A 24,567-nucleotide genomic window follows, 5' to 3' on the forward strand; every position below is an offset into this window, starting at 1 on the left:
GTCCCGGAGAGCACTCTCAGAGCTGACACACCGTCAGGTCGCGTCCGCGTCGAACGGAGGCGGGTCGCTCTTGGCGAGCGGGTCGCTCTTGCTGAACGCGTCACCGGAACCGCCCTGGTCACGCCCGGCCGAGGAGTCCACCTTCTTGGTCATGTCGGCCCTCTTGGTCATGTCGGCCTTCTTGACCGTGTCGACCTTGCCGTTCGAGCCCGAGCCGTTGGCTCCGCTCTTGCTGAGGCTCGTCCTGCCGCCCGCCGCACCCGCCGTGTCACGGGAGTCGTCGTCGCTGTCCGTGCCGTTCACCGCGTCGGTGACCTCGGCCAGATCCTTGCGCAGATCGAAGCTGTTGCGGATCTCCTTGATGCCCAGGTCGTCGTTCTCCATCAGGTGCTTGCGCGCGAAGGTCTTGGGATTCAGGTCCTCGAACTCGAAGTCCTTGAATTCCGGGCCCAGTTCGGACTTGATGTCTTCCTTCGCGCTGTCCGAGAACGCCCGCACCTTACGGATGAAAGCCGAGACGTCCTGGATCACCTTGGGCAGCTTGTCGGGGCCGAAGATCAGCACCGCGAGAACGACGAGCGCGACCAGCTCCAGTGGTCCTATGTCGAAGAACACCGTGCAGCTCCCTCACTCCGTCCACGGCCCAGTACGGCCAGGTGTCACGGTACCCGCCCACACGCCGTGTGGGGGACCCCGCCCTCATCCTGTGGAAGAACCCAACGTCACCCGCACCGAGCGTTCCTCGCCGTCCCGCCGGACGTTCAGCTTCAGCTTGTCCCCTGGCCTGTGACTGCGGATACGGACGATCAGTTCCTCGCCGCTGTGGACCTCGCGCCTGCCCGCTTGCGTGATCACATCGCCCTCCTTCAGGCCCGCCTTGTCCGCAGGCCCGCCGGGCTCCACGGCCTCACCGCCGGCACCGGGATCAGCGCTGGGGCCGCCACCGGGACCGGCGCCGGGTGCGCTGCCGCCGGGGCCGCCGATGCGGGCGCCGTCACCCGCGTACTGCATGTCGAGCGTGATCCCGATCACGGGGTGCGTCGCGCGGCCCTCGTTGATCAGCTCTTCCGCCACGCGCCTGCCCTGGTTGACGGGGATCGCGAAGCCGAGACCGATGCTGCCGCCGCCGGAGCCCTCGGGCAGGTTCGCATCGCTCCCGGCTCCCTTGATCGCGCTGTTGATGCCGATCACCCGGCCCTTCGCGTCGACGAGCGGTCCGCCGGAGTTGCCGGGGTTGATGGGAGCGTCCGTCTGCAGCGCGTCGACGTAGCTCATCTCGCTGCCCGACTCCTCGCCGCCCGCGGTGATCGGCCGCTCCTTGGCGCTGATGATGCCGGTGGTGACGGTGCCGTCGAGATCGAAGGGCGCCCCGATCGCGACCACCGGGTCGCCCACCCGCGCGGAGTCGGAGTTGCCCAGCGGGAGCGGCTTGAGTCCCGCGACGCCTGACACCTTGACCACCGCCAGGTCGTATCCCCCGTCCCTGCCCACGACCTCGCCCGTCGCCGTCTGACCGCTGTTGAAGGTGACCTGTACGGCGCCGTCGCCGTGCGCCGACTCGACCACGTGGTTGTTGGTGAGGATGTGGCCCCGCCTGTCGAGGACGAACCCTGTGCCCGTCGCCTCCGCCCCGCCGCCGCGCGCGTGCAGGGTGACGACGCCGGGCAGGGTCTGCCGGGCGATACCGGCGATGCTGCCCTCGGGCCTGTCCCCACCCTCACCGGCACGCTCCGACGGTGTCTGGGGCAGCTTCACGTCGCCGACGCTGCCGTTGCGCTCGACATAGGCCCCGGCCAGCCCGCCGATGCCCCCCGCGACCAGCGCCAGCACCACGGCGCCCACCACGATCCGGGCCCTCCCCCTGCGACGGGGCACGCCCTCGCCACTCCCCGCCTGCGGGGGGACGGTGTGCGGGGGAACGGGCGCGTGCGGCGCGTGCGCATGCGGCACGGCGGTCCGGGGTGCGGGTCCCTGCGGTACGGGACCCTGCGGCGGCACGGCGCCCTGGTTCACGGGGTGCGGCGCCCATGGGTCGTGCGGCCCCGCGGGAACCCCGTACGGAGGCGTGGTCGCCATGCCGGGAGGCACGGCGACACCGTGCGGCGGCGTCACGGACGGCAGCTGTACGGGCGGGGCCGGAGCCCAGGGCCCCGGCCCTCCGTACGGGGGTGTCGCGTACGGGTCGGCACGGTGCAGCGGTTCGGGTGCCCTGGCACGCGGCACCTGGGGCGGGGCCGGCTCCTGGGGCTCCGGCTGCTGGAGGCCCGGCTCCTGGGAACGCGGCTCCTGAGCGGGTGCGGGCCCGGCGGCCTCCGGTCCCTTGCCCGAAGGTGCCGTGTCCTGGTTCACCAGGGACGCGGGCCCGGCGTCACGTACGCCACCGACGGACGGCGACTTCGTGGCGGGCCCGCCAGCAGCGCGTTCCGCTGCGGCGTGCGTATCGGCGGCGTGCGTGTCGGCGGCGGACACGGCGGTGAGGGGCCCGAACGCAGCGGACGCCTCGGCAACGGGCGCCTGCGCTGCGGGTACCTGCGCCGTGGGTGCCGACTCCGCCGTGGGTGCCGACTCCGCCGTGGGTGCCTCCGCTGCCGGCGCTCCGGGGGCAGCGGGCACTTCGGCAGTGGGCGCTTCCGGGCTACCGCTTCCGCTTGCCGCAGCGGCGGCCCGCTCGGCCGGACCTCTGCGTGGACGGCTCCACCACTTGGGCACCGGCTTGGTGGCCTTCCCCTCGTCCATGCTCTCCCCACTGTTCACCCGCACTGCTCACCCGCGCTGGGCGACCGGCTTGCCGGACAGCGATTCAACCAGGTGTGGAAGGCCCCGCACAGCGGCGCCGAGGCGTCAGCGCACGGGTGGGACGGCGGTGCCCGAGGGTGCCGTGGCCATCGGGACGCGCCCCGGGAAGGAGCGCAGGGTGGACGAGGGTGCCGTCGCGGAGACGAGAGCTTCGGGGCCACCGGCCTCCGCGTACCAGCTCGTCTCGGTGACGGGCGGCAGGTTCTGCGGGCGCAACCGGGGAACCGGGGCCTGCTGAAGCGGACTCTGCGTTGCCGCGAGAGAGGACAGCAGCGGAGGCGCGGCAGCCGAGGCGCCGGTGCGGCCCCCCGCGAGGCCGCCGCGTGCCGCGCCCGCGGCGAATGTCGAGGCGGAGAGCGAAGCGGCTGCGCTCGCGCTGAGCACGCCGGTGCGGTGTTCACCGAGCGGCGTGCGGCGTCGGCTGTCCCGTGAGGCGCCGCCGCCCGCCGGCGCCGTACGGACGGGGCTGGCCGAAGCGCCGGAACCGTCGCCCTTGGCCGCTGCGGGCGTGCCGGTCGTGCCTGTGGTCAGGGCCCCACCGATGGCGAGGGCCGCGAGCGAGAAGGCACCGGCGGCAGCGAAGGCGAAGCGCCGCCGCCCGCGCAGAGCGGCGCGTTCCGTACGGTCCACGCGGTGGACCTCGTGTATCCGGAAGCCCCTCGGAGGGGTGAGAGGGCCGCGCCCCTCGCTCTTGCCCACCGGCAGATAGTCGAAGGCGAAGGGCGAGCGGCCGGAGCCGCCGGGCAGTGCCACGGGCAGCGCCTCGCGCCCGTCGGCTCCGGGCCCGAACCCGGCGCCCGGGCCGCCGGGACCCCTGTCGGTGTCATCGGCGTTGTCGCCGGCTCTTCCCGCGCTGTCCGCACCTCCCCCGGCGGGCAGCCCCTGGAGCCGCGCGAGCAGCCCCTCGGAGGGCGGGGGCGGCGCGGTGTCGGCGAAGACGTTCTTCAGGCGCCGCTGCGCATCGGCCTCGGCCTTGCAGCTCCGGCAGGTCGCCAGGTGCGAGAGGACACGCTCCCGCGCGTCATGGCCCAACTCGCCGTCGACAAGGGCGGCGAGGCGGTCACCGAGATGGTGCTCAGTGGGCGTCACTCAGCCCCCACCTCCCCGGTCCGGGCCGCAGGCACCACCGCGCTCAGTGCACGCTGCTGCTCGGCCCGCGCGGCGGGTGAACGGTGCTGGAGCGCCTTGCGCAGATGCGAACGGCCGCGGTGGATCCGGCTGCGCACCGTGCCCAGCTTCACGCCGAGGGTCGCGGCGATCTCCTCGTAGGAGAGCCCCTCGATGTCGCAAAGGACCACGGCGGCACGGAACTCGGGCGCGAGGGTGTCCAGGGCCTGCTGCACATCGGCGTCGAAGTGCGTGTCGTTGAAGTGCTGTTGGGGCGTGGGCTCCCGGCTGGGCAGGCGCTCCGCCGCGTCGTCGGCGAGGGCGTCGAACCTGATGCGCTGCTTGCGGCGCACCGTGTCCAGGAAGAGGTTCGTGGTGATGCGGTGCAGCCAGCCCTCGAACGTGCCCGGGGTGTACGTGGACAGCGAACGGAAGACGCGGACGAACACCTCCTGGGTGAGGTCCTCGGCGTCGTGCTGGTTACCCGTGAGGCGGTAGGCGAGGCGGTACACCCGTGCGCTGTGCGTGCTGACGATCTCCTCCCACGACGGAGGGGTCCACGCCTGCGCGTCCGCATCGGTGTCGAAAGTCGCCGTTGTCGCGGAGTCGGCGGTGCGGGCCTGGTCAGCAGTCTTGGTCACGGATTTCGGCTGTCCCGCCGACCTGCGGAATCGCGCAAGCAATCCCCGGTCACGGATCGCAGCCGCACCTCCCCTGTCGGCTCTGGTGGTGTCCAGTGGAGCCCCTACCATAGCCACATCTCCCGTTAGCTCCGGATAAGCTTTTTTGCCCAGCTTTTGCGACGGCTGTCCGGCCCCGCCGGGCTCCTCTTCCCGCTTCCCGTTCTCCTCAACGCCCAGTCCCATCAGCAGGTTCCCGGGCCAACGGATACAGTCACGATTGCGTGAAGGACGGGGACAGGAGAGGGCCATTACCGGCAACCGGCAGACGAGCTGGGCGTTCGCCGACGCGTACGGCGCCGAGCTGGTCGAGAGCGCCGAGAGCGAAGCACTGCGCTGGGCCCAGGACCGGGCCCAGGACGCGGGGCTGCGCTCGGTGTCCCCCGGCACGGGCGCCGCGCTGCGGCTGTTGGCCGCGACCGCCGAGGCGAAGGCGGTGGCCGAGATCGGCACAGGCACCGGCGTCTCCGGCATCCACCTGCTGCACGGCATGCGGCCCGACGGAGTGCTCACCACCGTCGACATCGAGCCCGAACGGCAGCAGTTCGCGCGTGAGGCGTTCCGCGCGGCCGGATTCGCGGGCAACAGGGCGCGTTTCATTCCCGGCCGCGCCCTGGACGTGCTGCCCCGCCTCGCGGACGGCGGCTACGACCTCGTCTTCTGCGACGGCGACCGGATGGAGTGCATGGACTACCTGGGCGAATCGTTGCGGCTGCTGCGCACCGGCGGGCTGATCTGTTTCGCCGGGGTCTTCGCAGAGGGCCGCACGGTCGACTCGGCGGCACAGCCCGCCGAAGTGCTCAGGCTGCGCGAGCTGTTGCGCACCGTACGGGAGAGCACGGCGCTGGTCCCCTCGCTGCTGCCCGTGGGTGACGGCCTACTGTGTGCGGTCAAGCGCGGCGAGTGACACCGGAGTTCTCCGTGTGTACCAGAGCCCCCTGTGTCCGAGGTCACATCAATCCGTTGCGCGCCACCTCGGGCAGAAACAAGAAGAAACACTTAAAAGGGGACAAAGCTGCCCCGGGGTGCACGTACGGATACGTACACCCCGGGGCAGCGTAAGTAAGCCAGCGAAGGGCCGCTTACTCGGCATGGACGGCTTCGCTCAGCCGCAGATCTTCTTCAGCTCCTCGCCGAGTGCAGTCGCCTCGTCCGGTGTCAGCTCGACGACGAGTCGTCCACCGCCTTCGAGCGGAACGCGCATGACGATGCCCCGCCCCTCCTTGGTCACCTCGAGCGGGCCATCACCCGTCCGCGGCTTCATGGCCGCCATGCTCGTTCCCCTTCCTGAAACCAGCCGATCGCAGCCGGCGGTCCCACAAGCGGGCACAGTCTCACCGGCATCGAACAAAATGCTTCTTCGCCATTATCCCGCATGGCAGGACCCAATGACCAACATCAGTCCGCATCTCTTCCGCCCCGGCCCGACACAAAACGGCGCATTGCGGCGATCAGCCTGCGATACTGCCCCGCTTCGCCCCCCATGCGGACCACCATCGGTTTGACGCAGGTCACACCGGAAGGCTCCGGAAGCACGGCCGGGCCTCTGTCCGGGCCCGATGATCTAGGCCATCCTGAGCGCATGTCCGACACCGTGCTCTATGAAGTCAACGAGGGCCTCGCGACGGTCACCCTCAACCGCCCCGACGCGATGAACGCCCTCAACAACGAGATGAAGGTCGCTCTCCGCGACACCCTCCGGCAGGCCGCGGCCGACGACGGCGTACGGGCCGTGCTGCTGACCGGCAACGGGCGTGCGTTCTGTGTGGGCCAGGACCTCAAGGAGCACACAGGGGCGCTCCACGAGGGGGGCAGCGCCGCGCTGAACACGGTCGAGGAGCACTACAACCCCATCGCCCTCGCCCTCGCCGGCATGCCCAAGCCGGTGGTGGCGGGCGTGAACGGAGTCGCGGCCGGGGCAGGCGCGGGCTTCGCCTTCGCCGCCGACCACCGCGTGATGGCGGACACCGCGGCGTTCAACACCTCCTTCGCCGGGGTCGCGCTGACCGCCGACTCGGGCGTCTCCTGGACGCTGCCGCGTCTCGTCGGCCCCGGAAGGGCGGCCGACCTGCTGCTCTTCCCGCGTGGGGTGAAGGCCGAGGAGTCGCTCGTGCTGGGCCTCGCCAACCGCGTGGTGCCGGCGGCCGACCTCGCCGAGGAGGCCGCCGCCGTGGCACGCCGGCTGGCGCAGGGGCCGACGGCCGCCTACGCGGCGCTCAAGGAGTCGCTGGCGTACGGGTCTTCGCACTCACTGGCAGAGACACTGGACAAAGAGTCCGAACTCCAGCTCAGGGTGGGCGGTTCGGCCGACCACAGGATCGCGGTCGAGGCGTTCGTGAAGAAGGAACAGCCCCGCTTCACAGGCCGCTGAGCCGCATCGCGCGGTGCCATTGGTGCACCGCGCGGAGCCCTCGCCGCACCGCGTGGCACACCGCGCGGGCCGTTACGCGGTGCCCAGGTCGCGGCACCAGCAGTCCGCCAGGTGGTCGTTGACGAGTCCGCACGCCTGCATCAGCGCGTACGCCGTCGTCGGGCCCACGAAGCGGAAGCCTCGCTTCTTGAGGTCCTTGGCGAGCGCCATGGACTCGGGTGTGGTGGCGGGCACATCGGACAGCACGCGGGGAGCGGCGCGGCCGGAGTGGTCGGGCGCGTAGGACCATACGAGCCTGTCCAGCTCGCCTGGCTCCCACGTGGCCGCCACGCGCGCGTTGTTGAGGGCCGCGCTGATCTTGGCCCGGTTGCGGACGATGCCGGTGTCGGCCAGCAGCCGCTGCTCGTCGGCCTCGGTGAACCGCGCGACGGACGGGATGTGGAAGTTGGCGAAAGCCGCGCGGAAGCCCTCGCGCTTGCGCAGGATCGTGAGCCAGGACAGCCCGGACTGGAAGCCCTCCAGGCACAGCCGTTCGTAGAGCGCGTCGTCCCCGTGCACCTCCCGGCCCCACTCGGTGTCGTGGTACACGGCGTAGTCCTCGGCCGTCGTGCCCCAGGGGCAGCGCAGATACCCGTCAGGGCCGGGAAGGGCTCCCTCCCCGGTGGCCGCTGGGGCCCCAGCGGCCCCGGCGGCCTCCGCCTGTCGCGCTGCCGCGCCTTCGGTCTGCGGGGTGCCGGTGCTCATCGCTCCATGCCTCCCTGACGCCCGTTCTCCGGGTCGCGGTCGCGGGGCCCCGGCTCCTGGGTGCCGGACGCCTCAGCGCGGCTCATGGCGACCGCCTGGGCGCCCGCGAGCGCCGACTCCAGCTCGGCGATACGCGCGTCGCGCTCGGCCAGCTCGGCGCCGAGCCGGTCGAGGATGTCGTCGACCTGCCGCATGCGGTAGCCCCGCACCCCCACGGCGAGGCGCAGCCCGGCGACGTCCGCGTGGCTCACGGGCCGGTCAGGGGGCAGCGGCTCGTCCAGGAGGTCGGGGGGCGCCTCCTGGAGCCCGCCGCTCGCGCCGCGGTCCGACTGGTCGCCGCTCCCCACGACGGCCAGCGTGACCGCGGCGACGACCACGACAAGCGAGATCAGCAGGAACACGAACACGGACGACTCCCGAGGCGTTTCCGGATGTGGGCGGACCCCGATCGTGCCACGGCCCACCGACGGTTATGGTCAGCGGCGGGGACCGTGCAGAGGCCACGCGGTGTGCGCGCCGCACGCGGTGCCCGCCGAGAAGGAGAGGATGGCTGATGCTGCGCCTGGGCACGCGTGAGTTCGGCGAGAACGAGCCGGTGATCATGGCGATCGTGAACCGTACGCCGGATTCCTTCTACGACCGCGGCGCCACCTTCAGGGACGAGCCGGCGCTCGACCGCGTCGAGCAGGTGGTGGCGGAGGGTGCGGCGATCATCGACATCGGCGGGGTCAAGGCGGGCCCCGGCGACGAGGTCACGGCCGAGGAGGAGACCCGGCGCACGGTGGGCTTCGTCGCCGAGGTCCGCCGGCGCTGGCCGGACGTGGTGATCAGCGTGGACACCTGGCGGCACGAGGTCGGCGAGGCCGTGTGCGAGGCCGGGGCCGACCTGCTGAACGACGCGTGGGGCGGCGCCGACCCCCGGCTGGCCGAGGTCGCCGCCCGGTACGGCGCGGGGCTGGTGTGCACGCATGTGGGCGGAGCCAGGCCGCGTACGCGCCCGCACCGGGTGACGTACGACGTCTCGGAAGAGCAGGGCGGTGTCGTCGGCGACATCCTGCGGGTGACCGCCGGGCTGGCGGAGCGTGCCGCGGGTCTCGGCGTGCGGCGTGACGGCCTGGTGATCGACCCGGGGCACGACTTCGGCAAGTCCACGCGGCACTCCCTGGAGGCGACGCGTGAGCTGGGCCGTATGACCGCGACGGGCTGGCCGGTGCTGGTCTCGCTCTCGAACAAGGACTTCGTGGGCGAGACCCTCGACAAGCCCGTCAAGGAGCGGCTGACCGGCACACTGGCCACCACCGCTGTCTCGGCCTGGCTGGGCGCCCAGGTCTACCGCGTGCACGAGGTGGCGGAGACGCGGCAGGTGCTGGACATGGTGGCGTCCATCAAGGGCCACCGCCCCCCGGCGGCGACCCGCCGGGGACTGGCCTAGAACCGGGGCCGGATCAGCTCCGGAGGCCGGCTCGGACCCGGGGACCGGTCCCCGGACCGGGGGTCAGGCCCCGGCCTCCTTGGTGACGAGGGAGACGGCTTCTTCCTCGTCGTCGGTGACGTGGAACAGCTCCAGGTCGCGCTCGGACGCCTTGCCCTCGGCGACGACGGAACCGCGCACCCAGTCCACGAGCCCCTTCCAGTAGTCCGTGCCCAGCAGCACGATCGGGAAGCGGGTGACCTTCTGGGTCTGGACGAGGGTGAGGGCCTCGAACAGTTCGTCCAGGGTGCCGAGTCCGCCCGGCAGCACGACGAACCCGGTGGCGTACTTGACGAACATGGTCTTGCGCACGAAGAAGTAGCGGAAGTTCACGCCGATGTCGACGTACTGGTTCATGCCCTGCTCGAAGGGCAGCTCGATGCCGAGTCCGACGGATGTGCCGCCCGCCTCCAGCGCTCCCTTGTTGGCCGCCTCCATGGCGCCGGGGCCGCCGCCCGTGATGACGGCGAAGCCCGCATCGGCCAGCGCGCGGCCGATACGCACGCCCTTCTCGTACTCCGGTGAGTCCGAAGGGGTGCGGGCCGAGCCGAAGACGCTGACGGCCGGGCCGAGTTCCGCCAGGGCTCCGAAGCCCTCCACGAACTCCGACTGGATGCGCATGACGCGCCAGGGGTCCTTGTGGATGAAGTCGGAGGGCCCAGCGGTGTCCAGCAGCCGCTGATCGGTCGTCCCCGGCTGCACCTGGCCACGGCGGCGCACCACGGGTCCCAGCCGCTGTTCCTTCGGCTCCCTGCTGGCCTTGTCGGTCATACGGTGCTCCCTCCGCCTGCGATCTTTCGCTTCAGGGTACGCAGACAGGGCAGCCTCGCGGCGGCCAATCCGGGCGTTGGATGCGCGTCAGGACGAGAGCCAGTGCCGCAGCCGCTCCTCGCACCGCAGAATCAGCCTGGTTTCAACCCTTTCATCCCGCTTGTGGGCGAGATTGGGGTCACCCGGGCCGTAGTTGACCGCGGGCACCCCCAGGGCGCTGAACCGGGAGACATCGGTCCAGCCGAACTTGGGCCTCGGCCTTCCGCCCACCGCCTCGACGAAGGCACGGGCAGCGGGCCGGTCCAGACCCGGCAGGGCGCCGGGCGAGCTGTCGTCCACGGCCAGTTCGTCGACCCCGCACCCGGCGAAGACCTCGCGCACGTGCGCGACCGCCTCTTCCTCGCTCCTGTCGGGCGCGTACCTGTAGTTGACCGTCACGGTGCACACGTCCGGGATCACGTTGCCCGCGACGCCGCCCTCGACGCGGACGGCGTTGAGGCCCTCGTGGTACTCCAGACCGTCGATCACGGGGCGGCGGGGCTCGTACGCCTCCAGGCGGGCCAGGATCGGCGCCGCCGCGTGGATGGCGTTGGCGCCCAGCCAGCCGCGCGCCGAGTGCGCCCGCACACCGGTGGTGCGCAGGTTGACCCGCAACGTGCCCTGGCAGCCGCCCTCCACCTCGCCCTCAGAGCCCTCCAGGAGCACCGCGAAGTCGCCCGCCAGCCAGTCGGGGTGGGCCTCGGCCACATGACCGAGACCGTTGAGGTGCGCGGCGACCTCCTCGTTGTCGTAGAAGACGAACGTGAGGTCGCGGTTGGGCTCGGGCACCGTGGCGGCGATGCGGAGCTGTACGGCGACGCCCGACTTCATGTCCGTCGTACCGCAGCCCCACAGCAGCCCGTCGTCGTCGAGACGCGAGGGCACGTTGTCGGCGATGGGCACGGTGTCCAGGTGCCCCGCGAGGATGACGCGTTCGGGGCGGCCGAGGAACGTACGGGCGACGACGTTGTTGCCGTACCTGTCGACACGCAGATGGGGCAGCTCGCCCAGTGCCGCCTCGACGGCGTCGGCGAGTACCTTCTCGTTCCCGCTCTCCGAGGGGATGTCGACGAGTTGCGCGGTGAGCCGCGCGGCGTCCTGATGCAGGTCGAGTGCGCTGTGAGGCATGCCGCCACCCTACGGCCGGACACACGCCCCTCCGCACGCTCCCGGCGCCTCCCGCCCGCAGCGGACGGGCACCGCGGGACAGCGGATACCTTTGACCGCGTGCCCTACTCAGGACCGGCCCGCACGCCCCGTACGTCCCGCGCGAAGGGCCGCGGCAAGCTGCTCAGGATCGCCGTGGCCTGCGTCGTGCTGCTCGCGATCACCGCCTATGTGGCGGTGCGGCTCGTCACGGGCGAGGAAGGCGTGGCGAGCTGTGTCGTGCACGCCGACGGCGCCTCGGCAGGCGGGGGCGGCGGTGACTACGAACTCAAGCCGGGGCAGGCGGTGAACGCTGCCACGATCGCCGCGGTCGCCTCACAGCGCGGGCTGCCCGAGCGCGCCGTGACCATAGCCCTGGCCACCGCCATGCAGGAGTCCACGCTGCACAACATCCGTCACGGTGACCGGGATTCGGTCGGCCTCTTCCAGCAGCGCCCCTCGCAGGGCTGGGGCACGGAGGAGCAGATCCAGGACGCGGTGTACTCGGCGGGCAAGTTCTACGACCACCTGGTGAAGATCCCCGGCTACTCACGGCTGCCGCTGACCGTCGCCGCACAGCGCGTCCAGCGCAGCGGCTTCCCCCAGGCGTACGCGAAGCACGAGGCCAACGCCACGCTGCTCACCGCGGCGCTCACAGGGCGCAAGGCAGCGGCGCTCAACTGCACGCCCGAGCCGGGGAACGACCGCGAGCCGGGCGACGCCGAGCGCGTACGGGCCCAGCTGGTGCGGGAGTTCGGCAAGGGCGTGCTGGCCGAAGGCGCCGGCACGGTGACCCCGGCAGCCGCACGCGCGGGCGGGAGCAAGCCGGAGACGGCGATGACCGTACCCGCGCGCGGCGAGCGCAGGGGCTGGGAGCTGGCGCACTGGGCGCTCGCGAACGCCTCGGCGCTGCACATCGAGCGGATCTCGTTCGCGGGCCGCGTATGGAGCGCGGAGCAGGCCGGCGACGGCTGGCGCGAGAGCGGGTCCGGCTCGGGCGCGAAGGGCGGCGAGGGTACAGGAGACGGGCGCTCCGGGGGCTCCGTCGTGCTGCGACTCGCGACCGGACGTTAGTTCCCGCGATCGCCCGTCCCGGGGACGCCGGGTCCACCTGAGTGGACGCCGGGTCGCCCACCCGGCGCACTCCGTCCCTGAGCGGTGACTTGCCTGGAGAGACGGGGTCCGGCTCCTCACGTACAGGTCAACTCGCCGCGTGGAATGCCCAGTTTGCGGGCCCACGGGTCCGGCCGCATTGCCAATCCTTTACCTGGATTCCCCGCAACCTGTGTGCCGCCCCCGGCGATAGGCACTGCGCCCGACCGGGGGAATCGGCCGGGCACTCCACAACCCCTTCTCCGTCAAAGGAGCACCATGTCCCTCCCCCTCACGCGCCGGATCGCCCAGGCCGCGCTGCTGACCGCGGCGGGCGCCGCCTCCGCCGTCGGTGCCGCCGGTTCGGCGAGCGCAGCCGACATGCCCCCGAGCCCGGTGGGCGGGCTGAGCAATCTGGACGGCGCGGGCATCGGCAACGCCGTGGACAAGGCGTCCACGGACACCACAGGGCTGGCCGGGGAGGCCGGCGGCAACGCCGTCAAGAAGTCCGTACCGACAGCGGGCAAGGCCGTCGGCAACACCGGCAAGACCGCGGCTCCGGCCGCCCAGAAGGTCGCGAGCAACACCGCGGGCGAGACGGGTGGCCTGCTCGGCGACACCGCCTCCTCCGCCACCGGCAAGGGTCTGCCCACCGGCAAGGGCCTGCCCACCCCGGGCAGCCTCGGCGGCCTGCCGGTCGGCTGAGCCCGCCTGCCGGCCGGCACAACGGCCGAGGGGCCCCGGATCATCGGTGATCCGGGGCCCCTCGGGCGTGTTCATGTGCGCCGGCCCGGCGCGGCCCGTACGGGCGCGCGGACCGGGTGCTCAGCTCTCCAGCCGTCGTACGGCGGCGCCGACGCGCTCGTCGGTGGCCGTGAGGGCCACGCGGACGAAGCGGTCGCCCGCGGGCCCGTAGAAGTCACCGGGGGCCACGAGGATGCCGCGCTTGCACAGGTCGCCGACCGTGTCCCAGCACGACTCGTCCCTGGTCGCCCACAAGTAGAGCGACGCTTCGCTGTGTTCGATACGGAAACCGGCCGACTCCAGGGCGGCGCGCAGCGCCGTACGGCGTGCCATGTAGCGCTCGCGCTGCTCCGCCACGTGGTCGTCGTCACCGAGCGCGGCGACGACCGCCGCCTGTACGGGTGCGGGGGTCATCATGCCGCCGTGCTTGCGGATCTGGAGCAGCTCGCCCAGTACGCCGGCGTCGCCCGCGGCGAACGCCGCGCGGTAGCCGGCGAGGTTCGAGCGCTTGGAGAGCGAGTGGACCGCCACGATGCCCTCGTAGGAGCCGCCGCACACGTCGGGGTGCAGCACCGAGACGGGGTCGCTCTCCCAGCCCAGCTCCACGTAGCACTCGTCGCTGAAGACCAGCACTCCGTGCTCGCGCGCCCAGGCGACGACGGCGCGCAGCTCGTCCTTGCCCAGCACGCGACCTGTGGGGTTGGAGGGCGAGTTGAGCCACAGCAGCCGCAGCCCGGCGGGGTCCAGCTCGGTCGGTTCGTCGTACGCGACGTACTCGGCTCCGGCGAGGCGCGCGCCGACCTCGTATGTCGGGTAGGCCAGCCGCGGGAAGGCGACCCGGTCCCCGGGGCCCAGGCCCAGCTGGGTGGGCAGCCAGGCGACCAGTTCCTTGGAGCCGACCACGGGCAGGACGTTGCGGTGCTCAAGACCGCGCGCGCCCAGCCGCCGTGCGCACCACCCGGTGATCGCGTCACGCAGCGCCGGTGTGCCCCACACCGTGGGATAGCCCGGGCTGTCGGCCGCCTCGGTGAGCGCCCGCCTGATCACCTCGGGCACCGGGTCCACAGGGGTGCCGACGGACAGGTCGACGATGCCGTCGGGATGCGCGGCAGCCGTGGTCTTGTACGACTCGAGCCGGTCCCAGGGGAAGACGGGAAGCCGGCCGGATACGGCAGACACTGTTGGGGCTCACTTTCTGGAGGCGCCGGAGAATGCCTCCTGGTGGCACGGAAGACATCGCGGTCCCGTACGGCGGGCGCTCGGCCCGCCGTACGGGACCGCGGACTTGCTCCGGAGGCCGGGGTCAGCGCGCTGACCGCCCGGCCTGGGGGCGCGGAATCACTCGTCGTGTTCCTGCGGCGGGAGGGCCGAGATGACCGGGTGGTCCTTCTCGATCAGGCCCAGCTTGCTGGCACCACCGGGCGAACCGAGGTCGTCGAAGAACTCGACGTTCGCCTTGTAGTAGTCCTTCCACTCCTCGGGAGTGTCATCCTCGTAGAAGATGGCCTCGACCGGGCAGACCGGCTCACAGGCTCCGCAGTCGACGCATTCGTCCGGGTGGATGTACAAGGACCGCTGGCCCTCGTAGATGCAGTCGACGGGGCACTCCTCGATGCAGGCCTTGTCCTTAAGGTCGACACAAGGCTCCGCGATGACGTAAGTCACGCTGTCGTTCCTCCTCGATAGGGCTGGCGGGCCGGTGTCCGGCTCCGCCACGGGGCGCGCGGGAGCGCGGCGACGTCGATGCCCACACCTAGTATCTCCGTTCCGGGGCACAAGACGAACAGGAGGGGCGGGTAGAGCTGTGGAATTCACCACGGGAGGACGTCTTGAAGTCCGTATCACCGCGTCCGACGTGGGAAAACGCGTCTCCGTGAGGTCATTGACCGCCGCTGGAGAGCGGCTCGGAAGGTTCACGGACACGGTCGGCATTCTCACATCGTGGACCGGTGGCGTGCTCAGGATCACCCGGCGCGATGGTGAGCATGTGGAGATCGAGGAGGAGTCGATGGTCGCTGGAAAGACCGTTCCCCAAACTCCGGCGCGCAGGCGCGGAGTCCCCTCGGCCACCGTGCGCGAACTGGTCACCGTCGCCGCGCGGGGCTGGCCGCCCGCCGAGTCCGAACGGCTGGGCGAGTGGACCCTGCGCGCTGCCGGAGGCTTCACCTCCCGCGCGAACTCCGTGCTCCCACTGGGCGATCCAGGAGGCCCGCTGCCCGCCGCTGCCGACCGCGCGGTGCGCTGGTACGCGGCACGCGGGCTGCCCGCACGGGTCCAGGTGACGGTCGAGGACGACGCGCTCCTCGACCGGGAACTGCGCGACCGCGGCTGGACGGCCGAGCGGTTCGCGCTGGTACGGGTGGGCGCGCTCGCCCCGCTGGCCGACCGCGAGCCGGACCAGCGGGTCGTGCTGAGCCGCGAACCCGGCAGCGAGTGGGCCTCGCTCTACCACCGCGCGGAAGGCGGCGGGCTGCCGGAGGCCGCGCTGACCGTGCTCAGGGGCGGGCCCTCGGTGTGGTTCGCGACGGTGCCAGGGGCGGAGAACGGCTCGGGCCCCGCGGCGATCGGCCGGTGCGTGGTGGACGGCAGGTGGGCCGGGTTCGCCGCGATAGAGGTCGCTCCCGGGAGGCGCGGAGAGGGGCTGGCCCGCGCCGTCATGGCCGAACTCGCCCGCGCCGCGCTCGCGGAGGGCGCCTCGGCCGCCTACCTCCAGATCGAGCGGGGCAACGAAGCGGCACGCGCGCTCTACGACAAGCTCGGCTTCGTCGACCACCACGCGTACCACTACCTCAGGGCACCGCAGGGCTGACGTATGGACGACGGCGCGGAGGAACGGAACAGGCGGCGCTTCAGCGAGGCGGTGCGCGAGGAACGCCCCGATCTGGCGCTGCTGTGCCTTCTCATCGGTGTGGAGGCCACGCACGCGCACGGACAGGGGCAGGGGCGCGGAAAGGGCCAGGGGCAGGGCGGCGAGGACGGTGCCGTGCGGGACCCCGGTGAGGAGCTGGTCGACGAGGCGCAGGTCGAACTCGACCGGCTGGCCGGTCTGTTGCCCTTCGAGCGCGGCCGTACACCCGACCAGTGGGCGCGGGCGATGGAGCGGCTACTGGGTGAGGAGCACGGTTTCCACGGCTCTCCCGGTGACTACCAGCGCCTGGACTCCTCCCTGTTGCACGCCGTTCTGCGGCGGCGGCGCGGACTGCCCATCCTGTTGTCCGTGGTCTGGATGGAGGTCGCCCGCCGCGCGGGCGCCCCGGTGTACGGGGTGGCGCTGCCGGGGCACTTCGTCGTCGGCTTCGGCGACCCACTGGGCGCACACGCACTGGCCGACCCCTTCGGTGGCGGGAAGCCGCTGTCGGACGGCGACCTGGAGCTGCTGCTCGCGGGCGCCACCGGTGCGCGTACGCCGGTCTCCACGGCGCTGCTCCAGCCCGCGGGGCCGCTGGAGACCGTGCAGCGGGTCCTCAACAACATCCGCGCCTGGGCCGGCACCAGGCCCGAGCAGTCGGCCGTACGCCTGTGGGCCGTCGAACTGTCGCTGCTGCTGCCGCACCACCCGGGCCATCTGCGCTTCGAGCGGGCCCAGTTGCTGGTGGAGCGGGGCGAGTTCGCGCGCGGCGCCCGCGAGATGGAGGAGTACGCCGATGTCGTGGCCGCGATGGAGCCGAACGCGGCCGACAAGGTACGCAGGGCGGCGCGGGCCGCACGCGCGCGCCTGAACTGATTCCCGCCTGACCGGTGGCCGCCCGCCCGGGGCGGCTACAGCCAGCCCTTCTCGCGCGCGATGCGCACCGCCTCGGCCCGGTTGCGTGCGCCGGTCTTCTGGATGGCGGTGGACAAGTAGTTGCGCACCGTGCCGTGCGAGAGGTGCATGGCGGCGGCGATCCCGGCGTTGCCCGCGCCCTCGGCGGCGACCATGAGCACGTCGCGCTCCCTGTCGGTGAGCGGGCTGGCGCCCTCGGCCAGCGCGGCTGCCGCCAGCCCGGGGTCGATGACCCGCTCGCCCTCCAGCACCCGGCGTACGGCGTCGGCGAGCTGGGCCGCGGGCGCGTCCTTGACGAGGAAGGCGTCGGCGCCCGACTCCATGGCCCTGCGCAGATAGCCCGGCCTGCCGAAGGTCGTGAGGATGACGACCTTCAGCCCGGCGTACGGGGCACGCAGCCGCGTGAGCGCGTCGAGCCCGGAGAGACCCGGCATCTCGATGTCGAGCAGCACCACGTCGGGGGCCTGCGCCGCGACGGCGTCCAGCACCTCGTCGCCCCGCCCGACCTGGGCCACCACCTCGATGTCGGGCTCCAGGTCCAGCAGGGTCGCGAGCGCCTCGCGGACCATGGCCTGGTCTTCGGCGAGCAGCAGTCTGATCACTCGGTTCAGGTTACGGATCCCGCGGGCACGGTGGCACGCAGGGTGAAGCCTCCTCGCACGCCTGCGGCGGTGTCCAGGTGGCCGTCGGCGAGCGCCAGCCGCTCGCGCAGCCCGGCCAGGCCGCTGCCGTCGGCGAGGCCGGAGGGACCCGCTCCGTTGTCCGTGACGGTGAGGCAGACCGTGTCGTCCGCCTGCGCGGCCAGCGACACGGCGCACCGGTCGGCGCCGCTGTGCCGTACGACGTTGGTGACCGCCTCGCGCAGCGCCCAGGCCAGCGCGGCTTCCTGCTCGGGGGCCGTACGGGCCTCCTCGGGCGGCGTGGAGGGCACATCGGCGCGGATCCCGGCGGCGACCAACGCCGTGCGGGCTCCGGCCAGTTCGACGGCGAGCGTGGGGCGCCGGTACCCGCTGACGGCCTCGCGTACGTCCACGAGCGCCTGGCGCGAGACCCGTTCGATGTCGGCGACCTGCTCGGCCGCCTGCTCGGCGCGGGCGGGGAGCATACGGCCCGCCAGTTCGCTCTTCAGCGTGATGAGGGAGAGCGAGTGCCCGAGCAGGTCGTGCAGGTCGCGGGCGAGCCGCAGCCGCTCCTCGTTGGCCGCCAGCCGCGCGACGGTGGCCCGCGCCTCCCGCAGCTCCCGCAGGGTGAGGACCATCTTGCGCGCGGACATCAGCGCGAAGCCGCCCAGCAGGACGGGGACGAGGAGCGACGTCCAGTGCCCCCACAGCGAGCTGGTCCCGAAGCGGGTGCCGATGGCGGCCAGCGCGACGACCGTCAGACCGAGGCTCGCCACGGCGCGCGGGCCGGGAAGCACGGCACCGGAGGCGACCGCGAAGTACACGAACAGCACCAGCCAGGGGTCCCCCATCGTGAGTGAGAGTGTGAGGGCGAGGGCGAACATGACGGCGAGCAGGGCGTGCACCCTGCCGCTGGGCAGCGGCGACCTGGTGTGCCGGAAGATCAGCGCGGCGTACGTGGCGATGAAGGCGGCCAGACCCAGCGCGCCGCCTGAGGTGGCGAGCGGCCTCTGATCTGCCGACCACAGGTCGACGACGGGGCCACCGAGGAAGACCATCCACACGGCGATCACCAGGGCCTTGGCCAGCTTCTGGCGCCGCGTGTCGGGCTGCATGCCGATGACGGGAAAGCCGTCGGGGCCGGCCGTGTCCCCATGCCCCGGAACGTGGCCCGTGCCGGGGCCGGAACGGGGGCCAGGCTCATGCCCAGGCCCGGACTCATGTCCAGAGCCGGGCTCATCCCCAGGTCCAGGTCCAGGCCCAGCCTCGGGCTCGTGGCCGGGTTGGGTCCCGGGCACGGCCGCGCCGTCCGGTTCCGTCTCCCGCCGTGTGTCCGCCATGCCTTCGCTCCTCGCGCGCGGCCCGCTCGGGCGCCTCATGCCTTCCGTGTGTCCTTCCGGTAGAACCAGGCGGCGGCGCCGGCGAAGACCACCAGGTAGCCCAACAGCAGCCCCGCGTCCTTGAGGTGGGGCGCCTCGCCGACCTCGACGGCCTGCCCCAGCGCGGTGTACGCGTGGGTGGGCAGCCACTCGCCGACGTTCTGGACCCAGTCGGGCAGGCTCGACATCGGCATCCACAGCCCTCCGAGGAACGCCAGGCCGAAGTAGAAGAGCATCGTGATCGGGCGCACGGCGTCGCCCGTCGCAAGGTAGCCGATGGCCACACCGAGCGCCGCGAAGACAAAGCTGCCCGCCCACGAGCAGAGCGCGATGGCGGCCCACTGCCACGCGTCCAGCCGTACGCCCTTGACGAGGGCGGCCGTGAGCAGCACGAGCAGGATGGACGGCAGGCTGACGGTCGCGGCCGAGGCGATCTTCGCGGTGACGTAGCCGCGGCCCGGCAGCGCCGTCAGCCTCAACTGCCGCACCCAGCCCTGCTCGCGCTCCTTGGCGATGCGTTCGCTGTTGCCCATGAGGACGGCGGTCATCGCACCGAAGGCGGCCATCGCGACCATGTAGTAGAGCGCCACGTCGATGTCGAGCCCCGGCATGTTCCCGCCGTCGGCGCCGCCCGCGATGATGAGGTAGAGCGCCGGCGGATAGATGACCGAGAAGAACATGAACTTCCGGTTGCGCAGTGCGCGGGTGATCTCCAGTTTGACCAGGGTCTTCATGCTGTCGCTGCCTTCTTGTTCTCGCGCTTGTCCTCGCGCTTGTCCACGGGGCCGGGGTGACCGGTGCCGGTGTCCGGGGCTGCGGGGCCTTCGGTGTGGCCTCCCGCCTCTTCGGCGCGCTGGGTGAGGGTGAGGAACGCCTGTTCAAGGCCGAGCCCGGTGACCTCCAGGTCGCGCGGGTAGAGGCCGAGCCCGTAGAGCGCGTGCACGGTCGCGTCGGCGTCGGCCGAGCGCAGCCGTACGGCGCTGCCCGAGAGGTCGGCCCCTGTCACAGCGGGGAGGGCGCGCAAGGCGGCCTCCAGGCGCGCGTCGGGCAGCGCTTCGAGCGTGAACCCGACGCGGCGGGTACCGGCCATGGCCTTGATGTCGGCCGCAGAGCCGTCCGCCAGCAGCGAGCCCCTGTGCAGGACGAGGACACGGTCGGCGACCTCGTCGGCCTCTTCCAGGTAGTGCGTCGCGAACAGCACCGTGCGGCCCTGTGCCGCCTGGGCGCGCATCGCCGACCAGAAGGTCTGCCGCGCCGTGACGTCCATGCCCGTGGTGGGCTCGTCCAGCACGATCAGGTCGCTGGCGCCCGCCGTGGCGAGCGCGAACCTGACGCGCTGCTCCTGCCCTCCGGAGAGCTTGCCGACCATGCGGTCCGCGATACCGGTGAGCCCCGCGTCCGCCAGCACGCGGTCCACGGGGTGGGCGCGCGGGTGCAGGTCACAGGCGAGCGCGACGAGTTCGCGCACCTTGACGCCGTCCATCAGCCCGCCGGACTGGAGCATCGCGCCGACCCGCCCGTCGGTCACGGCCTGCCGCGGCGAAGTGCCGAACAGCCGTACGGTGCCGCCGGGGTCGGGGTTGCGCAGGCCGAGCAGGAGGTCGAGCGACGTGGACTTGCCGGCTCCGTTGGGCCCGAGCAGGGCGACGGTTTCGCCGGGATGCAGGCTGACGGTGAGCCCGGAGAGCGCACGGAAGGAACCGTAGGTCTTGCTCGCCGAGGTGAACTCGACGGCTGGCGTGGTGGTGCGGGACGAAGACATGCCCCCAGCTTCACCGCCGAGGGAGTGCGCCGTGCAGTGCCGGAGGTCGTGACCTCGGCCTGACAGATGTCATACACACGTACCCGGTGGAGTGCTGGGCCGGAGACGCGTCAGGGCGCCTCCGGCGTGCGGAGGCGCCCTGGTGTGCGCGAGTCAGCGGTGCGCTTCGGTCACTGGGAGGTCGCTCCCGGTACCTTGGCGACGCGCTCGCCCGGCTCGGGCGGTGCCTTCTTCTGAAGGGCCTGGACCATGGCGGACGCGGCATGCCGCGGGGTCATCTTGACCGCGCCCGCACCGCCCTGCACGACGACGTTGTCGAACGCGGTGCCGTATGTGGCCTTCAGCGCCTTGGGGTCTATGACGAACTGCAGCTTGCCGCCGCCCGGGCGCATCGTGAGGAACTTGCCCATCGTCTTCTGGCTGAACGGCACCTTCACATCGCCCGCCTCCAGCCAGACCCAGCCGGACATGGCGGTACGCGCCGGGCCCTTGACGGCCTCCTGGAGCTGCGCGTCGGTCACCGAGGGCTGCTGGAGTGTGACGGGCAGCGTGACGGGCTTGTTCTGTCCCGAGATGGCGCGCTGCTTGTACGCCTTCTCCAGCGTCCCGGAGGACTTGTCCAGGTCGACGCCCTTGTGCGGCTTGCCCTTGACCGCGACGGCCTTGCCGTTGACGAACTTGACCATGCCGTCCGAGGGGCCACCGCCCGTGTCGCCCGTCTCGGCGGTGACCCGGGCGAGCGCCGACTCCATCTTGGCCTCGTCCACCTTGACGGCGGGGTCGGCGTCGCGCCCCATGCCGAAGAGCGAGCCGATGACGGAGACCGGGTTGTAGTCCCGGCCCGCCGCCGCCCTGACGGTCGCCTCGGTGTCGAAGGTGAGCCCGGCGACACCCGGCTTCAGCTCGGCCTTCTGACCTGCGGCGACGATCGTGAACGGTTCGGTCGTACGGCCGCCGAGGCCCTCGTCCAGCTTGTTGACGGCCTCGTGCTTGGTCAGCCCGCCGATGTCGACGCCGAGGACCGTGGTGCCCTTGGGCACGTCGGCGTGGTCGAGCAGCAGCCCGGTGCCGTAGGCGACCCCGACGATGCCGACGACGGCGACACCGGCCAGCACCAGCTTGTTGCGGCCACCTTTGCGCTTGGCAGCGGGCGCCGGTGCCGGAGCGGGCGCCGCGGGGGACGCAGGGCCCTGCGGAGCCGCCGCGGGGCCACCGTCGGGGGCACCGTGCGGGACGCCGCTGACCACGGGGTTGCCGGCGCGCAGCGAACCACCGGCGCCCGCGCTCTCGTCCGGGCCGCCTGTGCCGTACATCGCGGTGCCCACACCGTCGGGTGCGAAGGGCGCGGGGCCCGTGCCCAGGCCGAGGGTGGAGTGCGCCGGCGGCTCTCCTGGCGCACCCGAAGTACCCGGCGTGCCAGGCCCGTCGGGCGCCGCCAGCGGGCCCGGTACCGGGGGCTGCGGGGCGCCTTCCGTGCGGGGCGTGTGCGGCACCGGCATGTCACCGGTGGCAGGACCGCTGGTCGGGCCGCTGGGCCCGCCCGGTGCCTGCGTGCCGGCGCCCCGGCCCAACGACGGGTCCAGCAGCGGAAGTCCGTCGGCGGGCGTGTCCTGGGGACTGCCCACGGCCGGGAACGGGATTCTCGTGCCCGTACCGTCCGTCGACTCGCGCTGCGCGTCCCGCTCGTCGCTCTCGCCGCGCGCCGGCGGCTCGTTGAAGTACGGAAGGTCCGGGCGGTCACCACCCTTGCCACCGCCCCGCCCCGCGCCTCCGGAGGACTGCGCCGACGAGGGCTCGGAGGACGGCGGTGGCGCGCTCTTGGACTTGCGCGGCGCGAACCAGTCGCTGGTCTGCTGGGTGAACTCGCCCGTCCCTGAGGTGTCGTCGGACCCCTGGCCCTCACCGCCGCCGGAAGCCGAGGCCGAGGCCGAGGCGGGAGCCGAGGCGGATACGGGAGCGGGAGCGGAGGCCGGGGCAGCGCCCGAGGGCGCGTGGGCGCCCGCGCCCGGTGTTGAGGGCACCTTCGGCAGCGGCGACGTGGCGGTCACGCTTCCCGTGGACGCGCCGCTCCCGGTCACCGCCGCGGCGCCGTTCCCGGAGAAGGGACCACCGTTCGGGCCGAAGGGCCCGGCGCCGCTCGCCGCGGCGGGTCCCGCGCCGGGTCCAGCGCCGTTCCCCGGCGTGGTCGCCGCGTCCGGCCCGTTCTCCTCGCCGGCGTCCTGCGCCTCCCCCTCCTCCTCGGAGACGGGTGTGCGCATCACCACGGGCGGGATGGGCCGCGAGCCGGGGATGTTGATCCGGATGCGGGTGGTCAGCGTGGTCTCGGTGCGCGGCTCGTCGGACTTCCCCTTCTTGGAGCGCGCACGCGACTCCGGCTCAGCGCCCTGATCGGCCGGGCCGACGCCCGCACCTGAGGTGCCGTACGGCTCGGTGCCCGGCGGATACGACGATCCGGAGCCGGGCGTGCGCCCCTTGGGCCCGGAGGAAGAACTGTCAGTTTCACGACTCAAAGCAGGTACTCCCGGATGGATTCGCCGTCTTCATGACTGCCCGAAGGCGGCTCGCCGGCGCGCACCACAATACTTGGGGCACCGGACACGGGCCCTGGGACCGCCGAATCGCCCCAGTGGCAGCCCTCTCAGCGGTACTTGTCCGCTGGCACGGGGGGTGCGGGCAGCGCGATCGTGGTACACATCACAGCCGCGAGGATCCCGCCGAACAGGTAGATGTAGGCCGCGAGTCCCGCGGCGAACAGGAAGTCGCCCTCCGGCCGCGAGGCGGTCATCAGCAGCACCGCCACCGCCCAACCGGCCCCGGGTGCCGCGGCGCCGGCCTTCGTACGGCACAGCTTTCCGCCGCCCCAGAAGAGGCCGACAGCCGCCGCGAGCGCGGCCACCAGCCCGAGCGGGAACCATCCGCCCTGGACGAGAGCTCCGGCGGCGCCCGTCAGGACACCGAGCACGGCCAGTGCCGCGTAGAGCGCGATCCGCGCTCCCCGCGCCGCCGGGTACGGGCCCCACTCCCTGGCGGCCCCGCCGCCCCCCGGGCCCCCGGCCTTCTCGCTCACCGCGCTCACTCCCTCACCCCCGCGAAGAGGTCGCGGGCACCGTGCGTACCGGCCGGCCCGTCCGTTCCGTGGCCGCTGTCGGGCGCACCGTACGCGCCCTGGGCCCGCTGGAAGAACTCCGTGCCGTTCAGCGGCTGCCCGAGGCCGTTGGAGAGCGCGAAGAAGAACTCGCCCCGCGCGGTGCTCCGTACGGAGACCTGCGTCTCATGGGCCGCCATGGCAGCCGCCTTGGCCTTCACGTACGCGGTGGCGTCGACTGTGACATCGACCTCGTTCCGGTCTTCCACGACGCCCGGGACGTCGTCGGGTCGCGCGAAGCCCGTCTCGCCCGTGAAGCCGGGAAAGGGAAAGATCTCCCCTTCGTCCGCCGCCTCACGCAGCCGCGCGAAGCCCTCGTCGAGTACGGGGCGCGGTACGCAGTTCCAGTAGACCCGCGCGACCGTGTGCGGCGCGGCCCCGTCGGCCCCGGCCCGCGTGGCCAGCTCGGCGGCGCGCATGGCGACGCGGTGCGCCTGGATGTGGTCGGGGTGGCCGTACCCGCCGTCGGGCCCGTAGGTCACCAGGACCTGCGGGCGCACCTCGCGGAGCACATCGGCGAGCAGCTCCCCCGCCTCGTCCACGTCGGCCTGCCAGAAGCAGCCGGGGCGCTCGTTCTGGGGGGCGCCCATCATGCCGGAGTCGCGGTAGCGGCCCGGGCCGCCGAGGAAACGGTGGTCGGTGACGCCCAGTTCACGCATCGCGGCGGCCAGTTCGCCGATGCGGTACGGGCCCAGCGCGTCGTCGCGGTCGGGCGCCAGATGCGCGAGGGAGGCCGGGATGACCTCTCCCTCCTCACCCAGGGTGCAGGTGACGAGGGTGACGTGAGCGCCCTCGGCCGCGTACTTGGCCATCGTGGCGCCCGTAGTGATCGACTCGTCGTCCGGGTGCGCGTGCACCAGCAGCAGACGGCGCTCAGGGGCGGCCGGGGGTCCGGAGGGGCCCCCGGGTGGAAACGCGACGCTCATGCCCCTGAGCC

At 72.5% G+C, this 24,567-nt stretch carries 25 protein-coding genes; 7 read left to right on the plus strand and 18 right to left on the minus strand.

Annotated features, from left to right (window positions below; translation table 11 throughout):
• Positions 1–33: 33 nt before the first annotated feature.
• The 4 genes from NMN56_RS33020 to sigE form a co-directional block, all read right to left on the minus strand.
• Positions 34–615: a sec-independent translocase gene (locus NMN56_RS33020; protein ID WP_274040838.1), complete on the minus strand. Its 582-nt coding sequence runs from the start codon at positions 613–615 to the stop codon at positions 34–36.
• Between the two features lie 84 nt (positions 616–699).
• Entirely contained in the window at positions 700–2,736 is a 2,037-nt protein-coding gene (locus NMN56_RS33025) for a S1C family serine protease (RefSeq protein ID WP_283742532.1), read from the minus strand.
• A 105-nt stretch (positions 2,737–2,841) separates the two neighbouring features.
• Complete coding sequence (locus tag NMN56_RS33030) at positions 2,842–3,885, minus strand: anti-sigma factor family protein (protein ID WP_274040840.1); 1,044 nt, start codon at positions 3,883–3,885, stop codon at positions 2,842–2,844.
• Entirely contained in the window at positions 3,882–4,655 is a 774-nt protein-coding gene (sigE, locus tag NMN56_RS33035; RefSeq protein WP_274041078.1) for an RNA polymerase sigma factor SigE, read from the minus strand. Before sigE ends, NMN56_RS33030 begins: the two co-directional genes overlap by 4 nt.
• 148 nt (positions 4,656–4,803) lie before the next feature.
• Here sigE and NMN56_RS33040 point away from each other — a divergent pair, with 148 nt between their 5' ends.
• Positions 4,804–5,490: an O-methyltransferase gene (locus NMN56_RS33040; RefSeq protein WP_274040841.1), complete on the plus strand. Its 687-nt coding sequence runs from the start codon at positions 4,804–4,806 to the stop codon at positions 5,488–5,490.
• A gap of 198 nt (positions 5,491–5,688) precedes the next feature.
• On the opposite strand, the gene NMN56_RS33045 is transcribed toward NMN56_RS33040, so the two are convergent.
• The gene (locus NMN56_RS33045; protein WP_274040842.1) at positions 5,689–5,856 is read right to left on the minus strand and encodes a DUF3117 domain-containing protein; all 168 of its coding nucleotides are present in this window, start codon (positions 5,854–5,856) and stop codon (positions 5,689–5,691) included.
• Positions 5,857–6,165: 309 nt separating this feature from the next.
• Here NMN56_RS33045 and NMN56_RS33050 point away from each other — a divergent pair, with 309 nt between their 5' ends.
• On the plus strand, positions 6,166–6,954 hold the full coding sequence (locus tag NMN56_RS33050; RefSeq protein WP_274040843.1) for an enoyl-CoA hydratase-related protein: 789 nt from the start codon (positions 6,166–6,168) through the stop codon (positions 6,952–6,954).
• A 72-nt stretch (positions 6,955–7,026) separates the two neighbouring features.
• Here NMN56_RS33050 and NMN56_RS33055 read toward each other — a convergent pair whose 3' ends face one another.
• Complete coding sequence (locus tag NMN56_RS33055; RefSeq protein ID WP_274040844.1) at positions 7,027–7,698, minus strand: DNA-3-methyladenine glycosylase I; 672 nt, start codon at positions 7,696–7,698, stop codon at positions 7,027–7,029.
• Complete coding sequence (locus tag NMN56_RS33060; RefSeq protein WP_274040845.1) at positions 7,695–8,105, minus strand: cell division protein DivIVA; 411 nt, start codon at positions 8,103–8,105, stop codon at positions 7,695–7,697. Before NMN56_RS33060 ends, NMN56_RS33055 begins: the two co-directional genes overlap by 4 nt.
• A gap of 146 nt (positions 8,106–8,251) precedes the next feature.
• Here NMN56_RS33060 and folP point away from each other — a divergent pair, with 146 nt between their 5' ends.
• On the plus strand, positions 8,252–9,130 hold the full coding sequence (gene folP, locus NMN56_RS33065) for a dihydropteroate synthase (RefSeq protein ID WP_274040846.1): 879 nt from the start codon (positions 8,252–8,254) through the stop codon (positions 9,128–9,130).
• A gap of 63 nt (positions 9,131–9,193) precedes the next feature.
• On the opposite strand, the gene NMN56_RS33070 is transcribed toward folP, so the two are convergent.
• Together NMN56_RS33070 and dapE are read right to left on the minus strand one after the other, a co-directional pair.
• On the minus strand, positions 9,194–9,940 hold the full coding sequence (locus tag NMN56_RS33070; RefSeq protein ID WP_274040847.1) for an LOG family protein: 747 nt from the start codon (positions 9,938–9,940) through the stop codon (positions 9,194–9,196).
• Positions 9,941–10,027: 87 nt separating this feature from the next.
• A complete protein-coding gene (dapE, locus tag NMN56_RS33075; protein WP_274040848.1) occupies positions 10,028–11,107 on the minus strand; it encodes a succinyl-diaminopimelate desuccinylase in 1,080 nt (359 codons plus the stop codon).
• Between the two features lie 99 nt (positions 11,108–11,206).
• On the opposite strand from dapE, the gene NMN56_RS33080 reads away from it, so the two are divergent.
• Together NMN56_RS33080 and NMN56_RS33085 are read left to right on the plus strand one after the other, a co-directional pair.
• Positions 11,207–12,199 carry a VldE C-terminal domain-containing protein gene (locus NMN56_RS33080; RefSeq protein ID WP_274040849.1) on the plus strand — a complete coding sequence of 331 codons (993 nt, stop codon included), beginning with the start codon at positions 11,207–11,209 and terminating at the stop codon, positions 12,197–12,199.
• A gap of 297 nt (positions 12,200–12,496) precedes the next feature.
• On the plus strand, positions 12,497–12,922 hold the full coding sequence (locus tag NMN56_RS33085; RefSeq protein WP_274040850.1) for an ATP-binding protein: 426 nt from the start codon (positions 12,497–12,499) through the stop codon (positions 12,920–12,922).
• Positions 12,923–13,042: 120 nt separating this feature from the next.
• Here the strand turns inward: NMN56_RS33085 and dapC are convergent, their stop codons facing one another.
• On the minus strand, positions 13,043–14,140 hold the full coding sequence (dapC, locus tag NMN56_RS33090; protein WP_274040851.1) for a succinyldiaminopimelate transaminase: 1,098 nt from the start codon (positions 14,138–14,140) through the stop codon (positions 13,043–13,045).
• A gap of 159 nt (positions 14,141–14,299) precedes the next feature.
• Complete coding sequence (gene fdxA / locus NMN56_RS33095; protein ID WP_274040852.1) at positions 14,300–14,626, minus strand: ferredoxin; 327 nt, start codon at positions 14,624–14,626, stop codon at positions 14,300–14,302.
• A 139-nt stretch (positions 14,627–14,765) separates the two neighbouring features.
• Here fdxA and NMN56_RS33100 point away from each other — a divergent pair, with 139 nt between their 5' ends.
• Complete coding sequence (locus NMN56_RS33100; protein WP_274040853.1) at positions 14,766–15,770, plus strand: GNAT family N-acetyltransferase; 1,005 nt, start codon at positions 14,766–14,768, stop codon at positions 15,768–15,770.
• 3 nt (positions 15,771–15,773) lie between these two features.
• Positions 15,774–16,685 carry a transglutaminase-like and tetratricopeptide repeat-containing protein gene (locus NMN56_RS33105; RefSeq protein ID WP_274040854.1) on the plus strand — a complete coding sequence of 304 codons (912 nt, stop codon included), beginning with the start codon at positions 15,774–15,776 and terminating at the stop codon, positions 16,683–16,685.
• Between the two features lie 35 nt (positions 16,686–16,720).
• Here NMN56_RS33105 and NMN56_RS33110 read toward each other — a convergent pair whose 3' ends face one another.
• From NMN56_RS33110 to mshB, 7 genes are all read right to left on the minus strand, one after another.
• On the minus strand, positions 16,721–17,326 hold the full coding sequence (locus NMN56_RS33110) for a response regulator (RefSeq protein ID WP_274040855.1): 606 nt from the start codon (positions 17,324–17,326) through the stop codon (positions 16,721–16,723).
• Between the two features lie 5 nt (positions 17,327–17,331).
• Entirely contained in the window at positions 17,332–18,459 is a 1,128-nt protein-coding gene (locus NMN56_RS33115; RefSeq protein WP_274040856.1) for a sensor histidine kinase, read from the minus strand.
• 260 nt (positions 18,460–18,719) lie between these two features.
• Entirely contained in the window at positions 18,720–19,457 is a 738-nt protein-coding gene (locus NMN56_RS33120; protein WP_274040857.1) for an ABC transporter permease, read from the minus strand.
• Entirely contained in the window at positions 19,454–20,485 is a 1,032-nt protein-coding gene (locus NMN56_RS33125) for an ABC transporter ATP-binding protein (protein WP_274040858.1), read from the minus strand. The genes NMN56_RS33120 and NMN56_RS33125 overlap by 4 nt, the downstream gene beginning before the upstream one ends.
• Before the next feature lie 170 nt (positions 20,486–20,655).
• A complete protein-coding gene (locus NMN56_RS33130) occupies positions 20,656–22,995 on the minus strand; it encodes a hypothetical protein (protein WP_274040859.1) in 2,340 nt (779 codons plus the stop codon).
• A gap of 128 nt (positions 22,996–23,123) precedes the next feature.
• Positions 23,124–23,552, minus strand: coding sequence for a DUF6113 family protein (locus tag NMN56_RS33135; RefSeq protein ID WP_274040860.1), 429 nt, complete (start codon positions 23,550–23,552; stop codon positions 23,124–23,126).
• Positions 23,553–23,557: 5 nt separating this feature from the next.
• Complete coding sequence (gene mshB / locus NMN56_RS33140) at positions 23,558–24,556, minus strand: N-acetyl-1-D-myo-inositol-2-amino-2-deoxy-alpha-D-glucopyranoside deacetylase (RefSeq protein WP_274040861.1); 999 nt, start codon at positions 24,554–24,556, stop codon at positions 23,558–23,560.
• Between the last annotated feature and the right edge of the window lie 11 nt (positions 24,557–24,567).

Source organism: Streptomyces iconiensis (assembly GCF_028657195.3).
GTDB lineage: Bacteria > Actinomycetota > Actinomycetes > Streptomycetales > Streptomycetaceae > Streptomyces > Streptomyces iconiensis.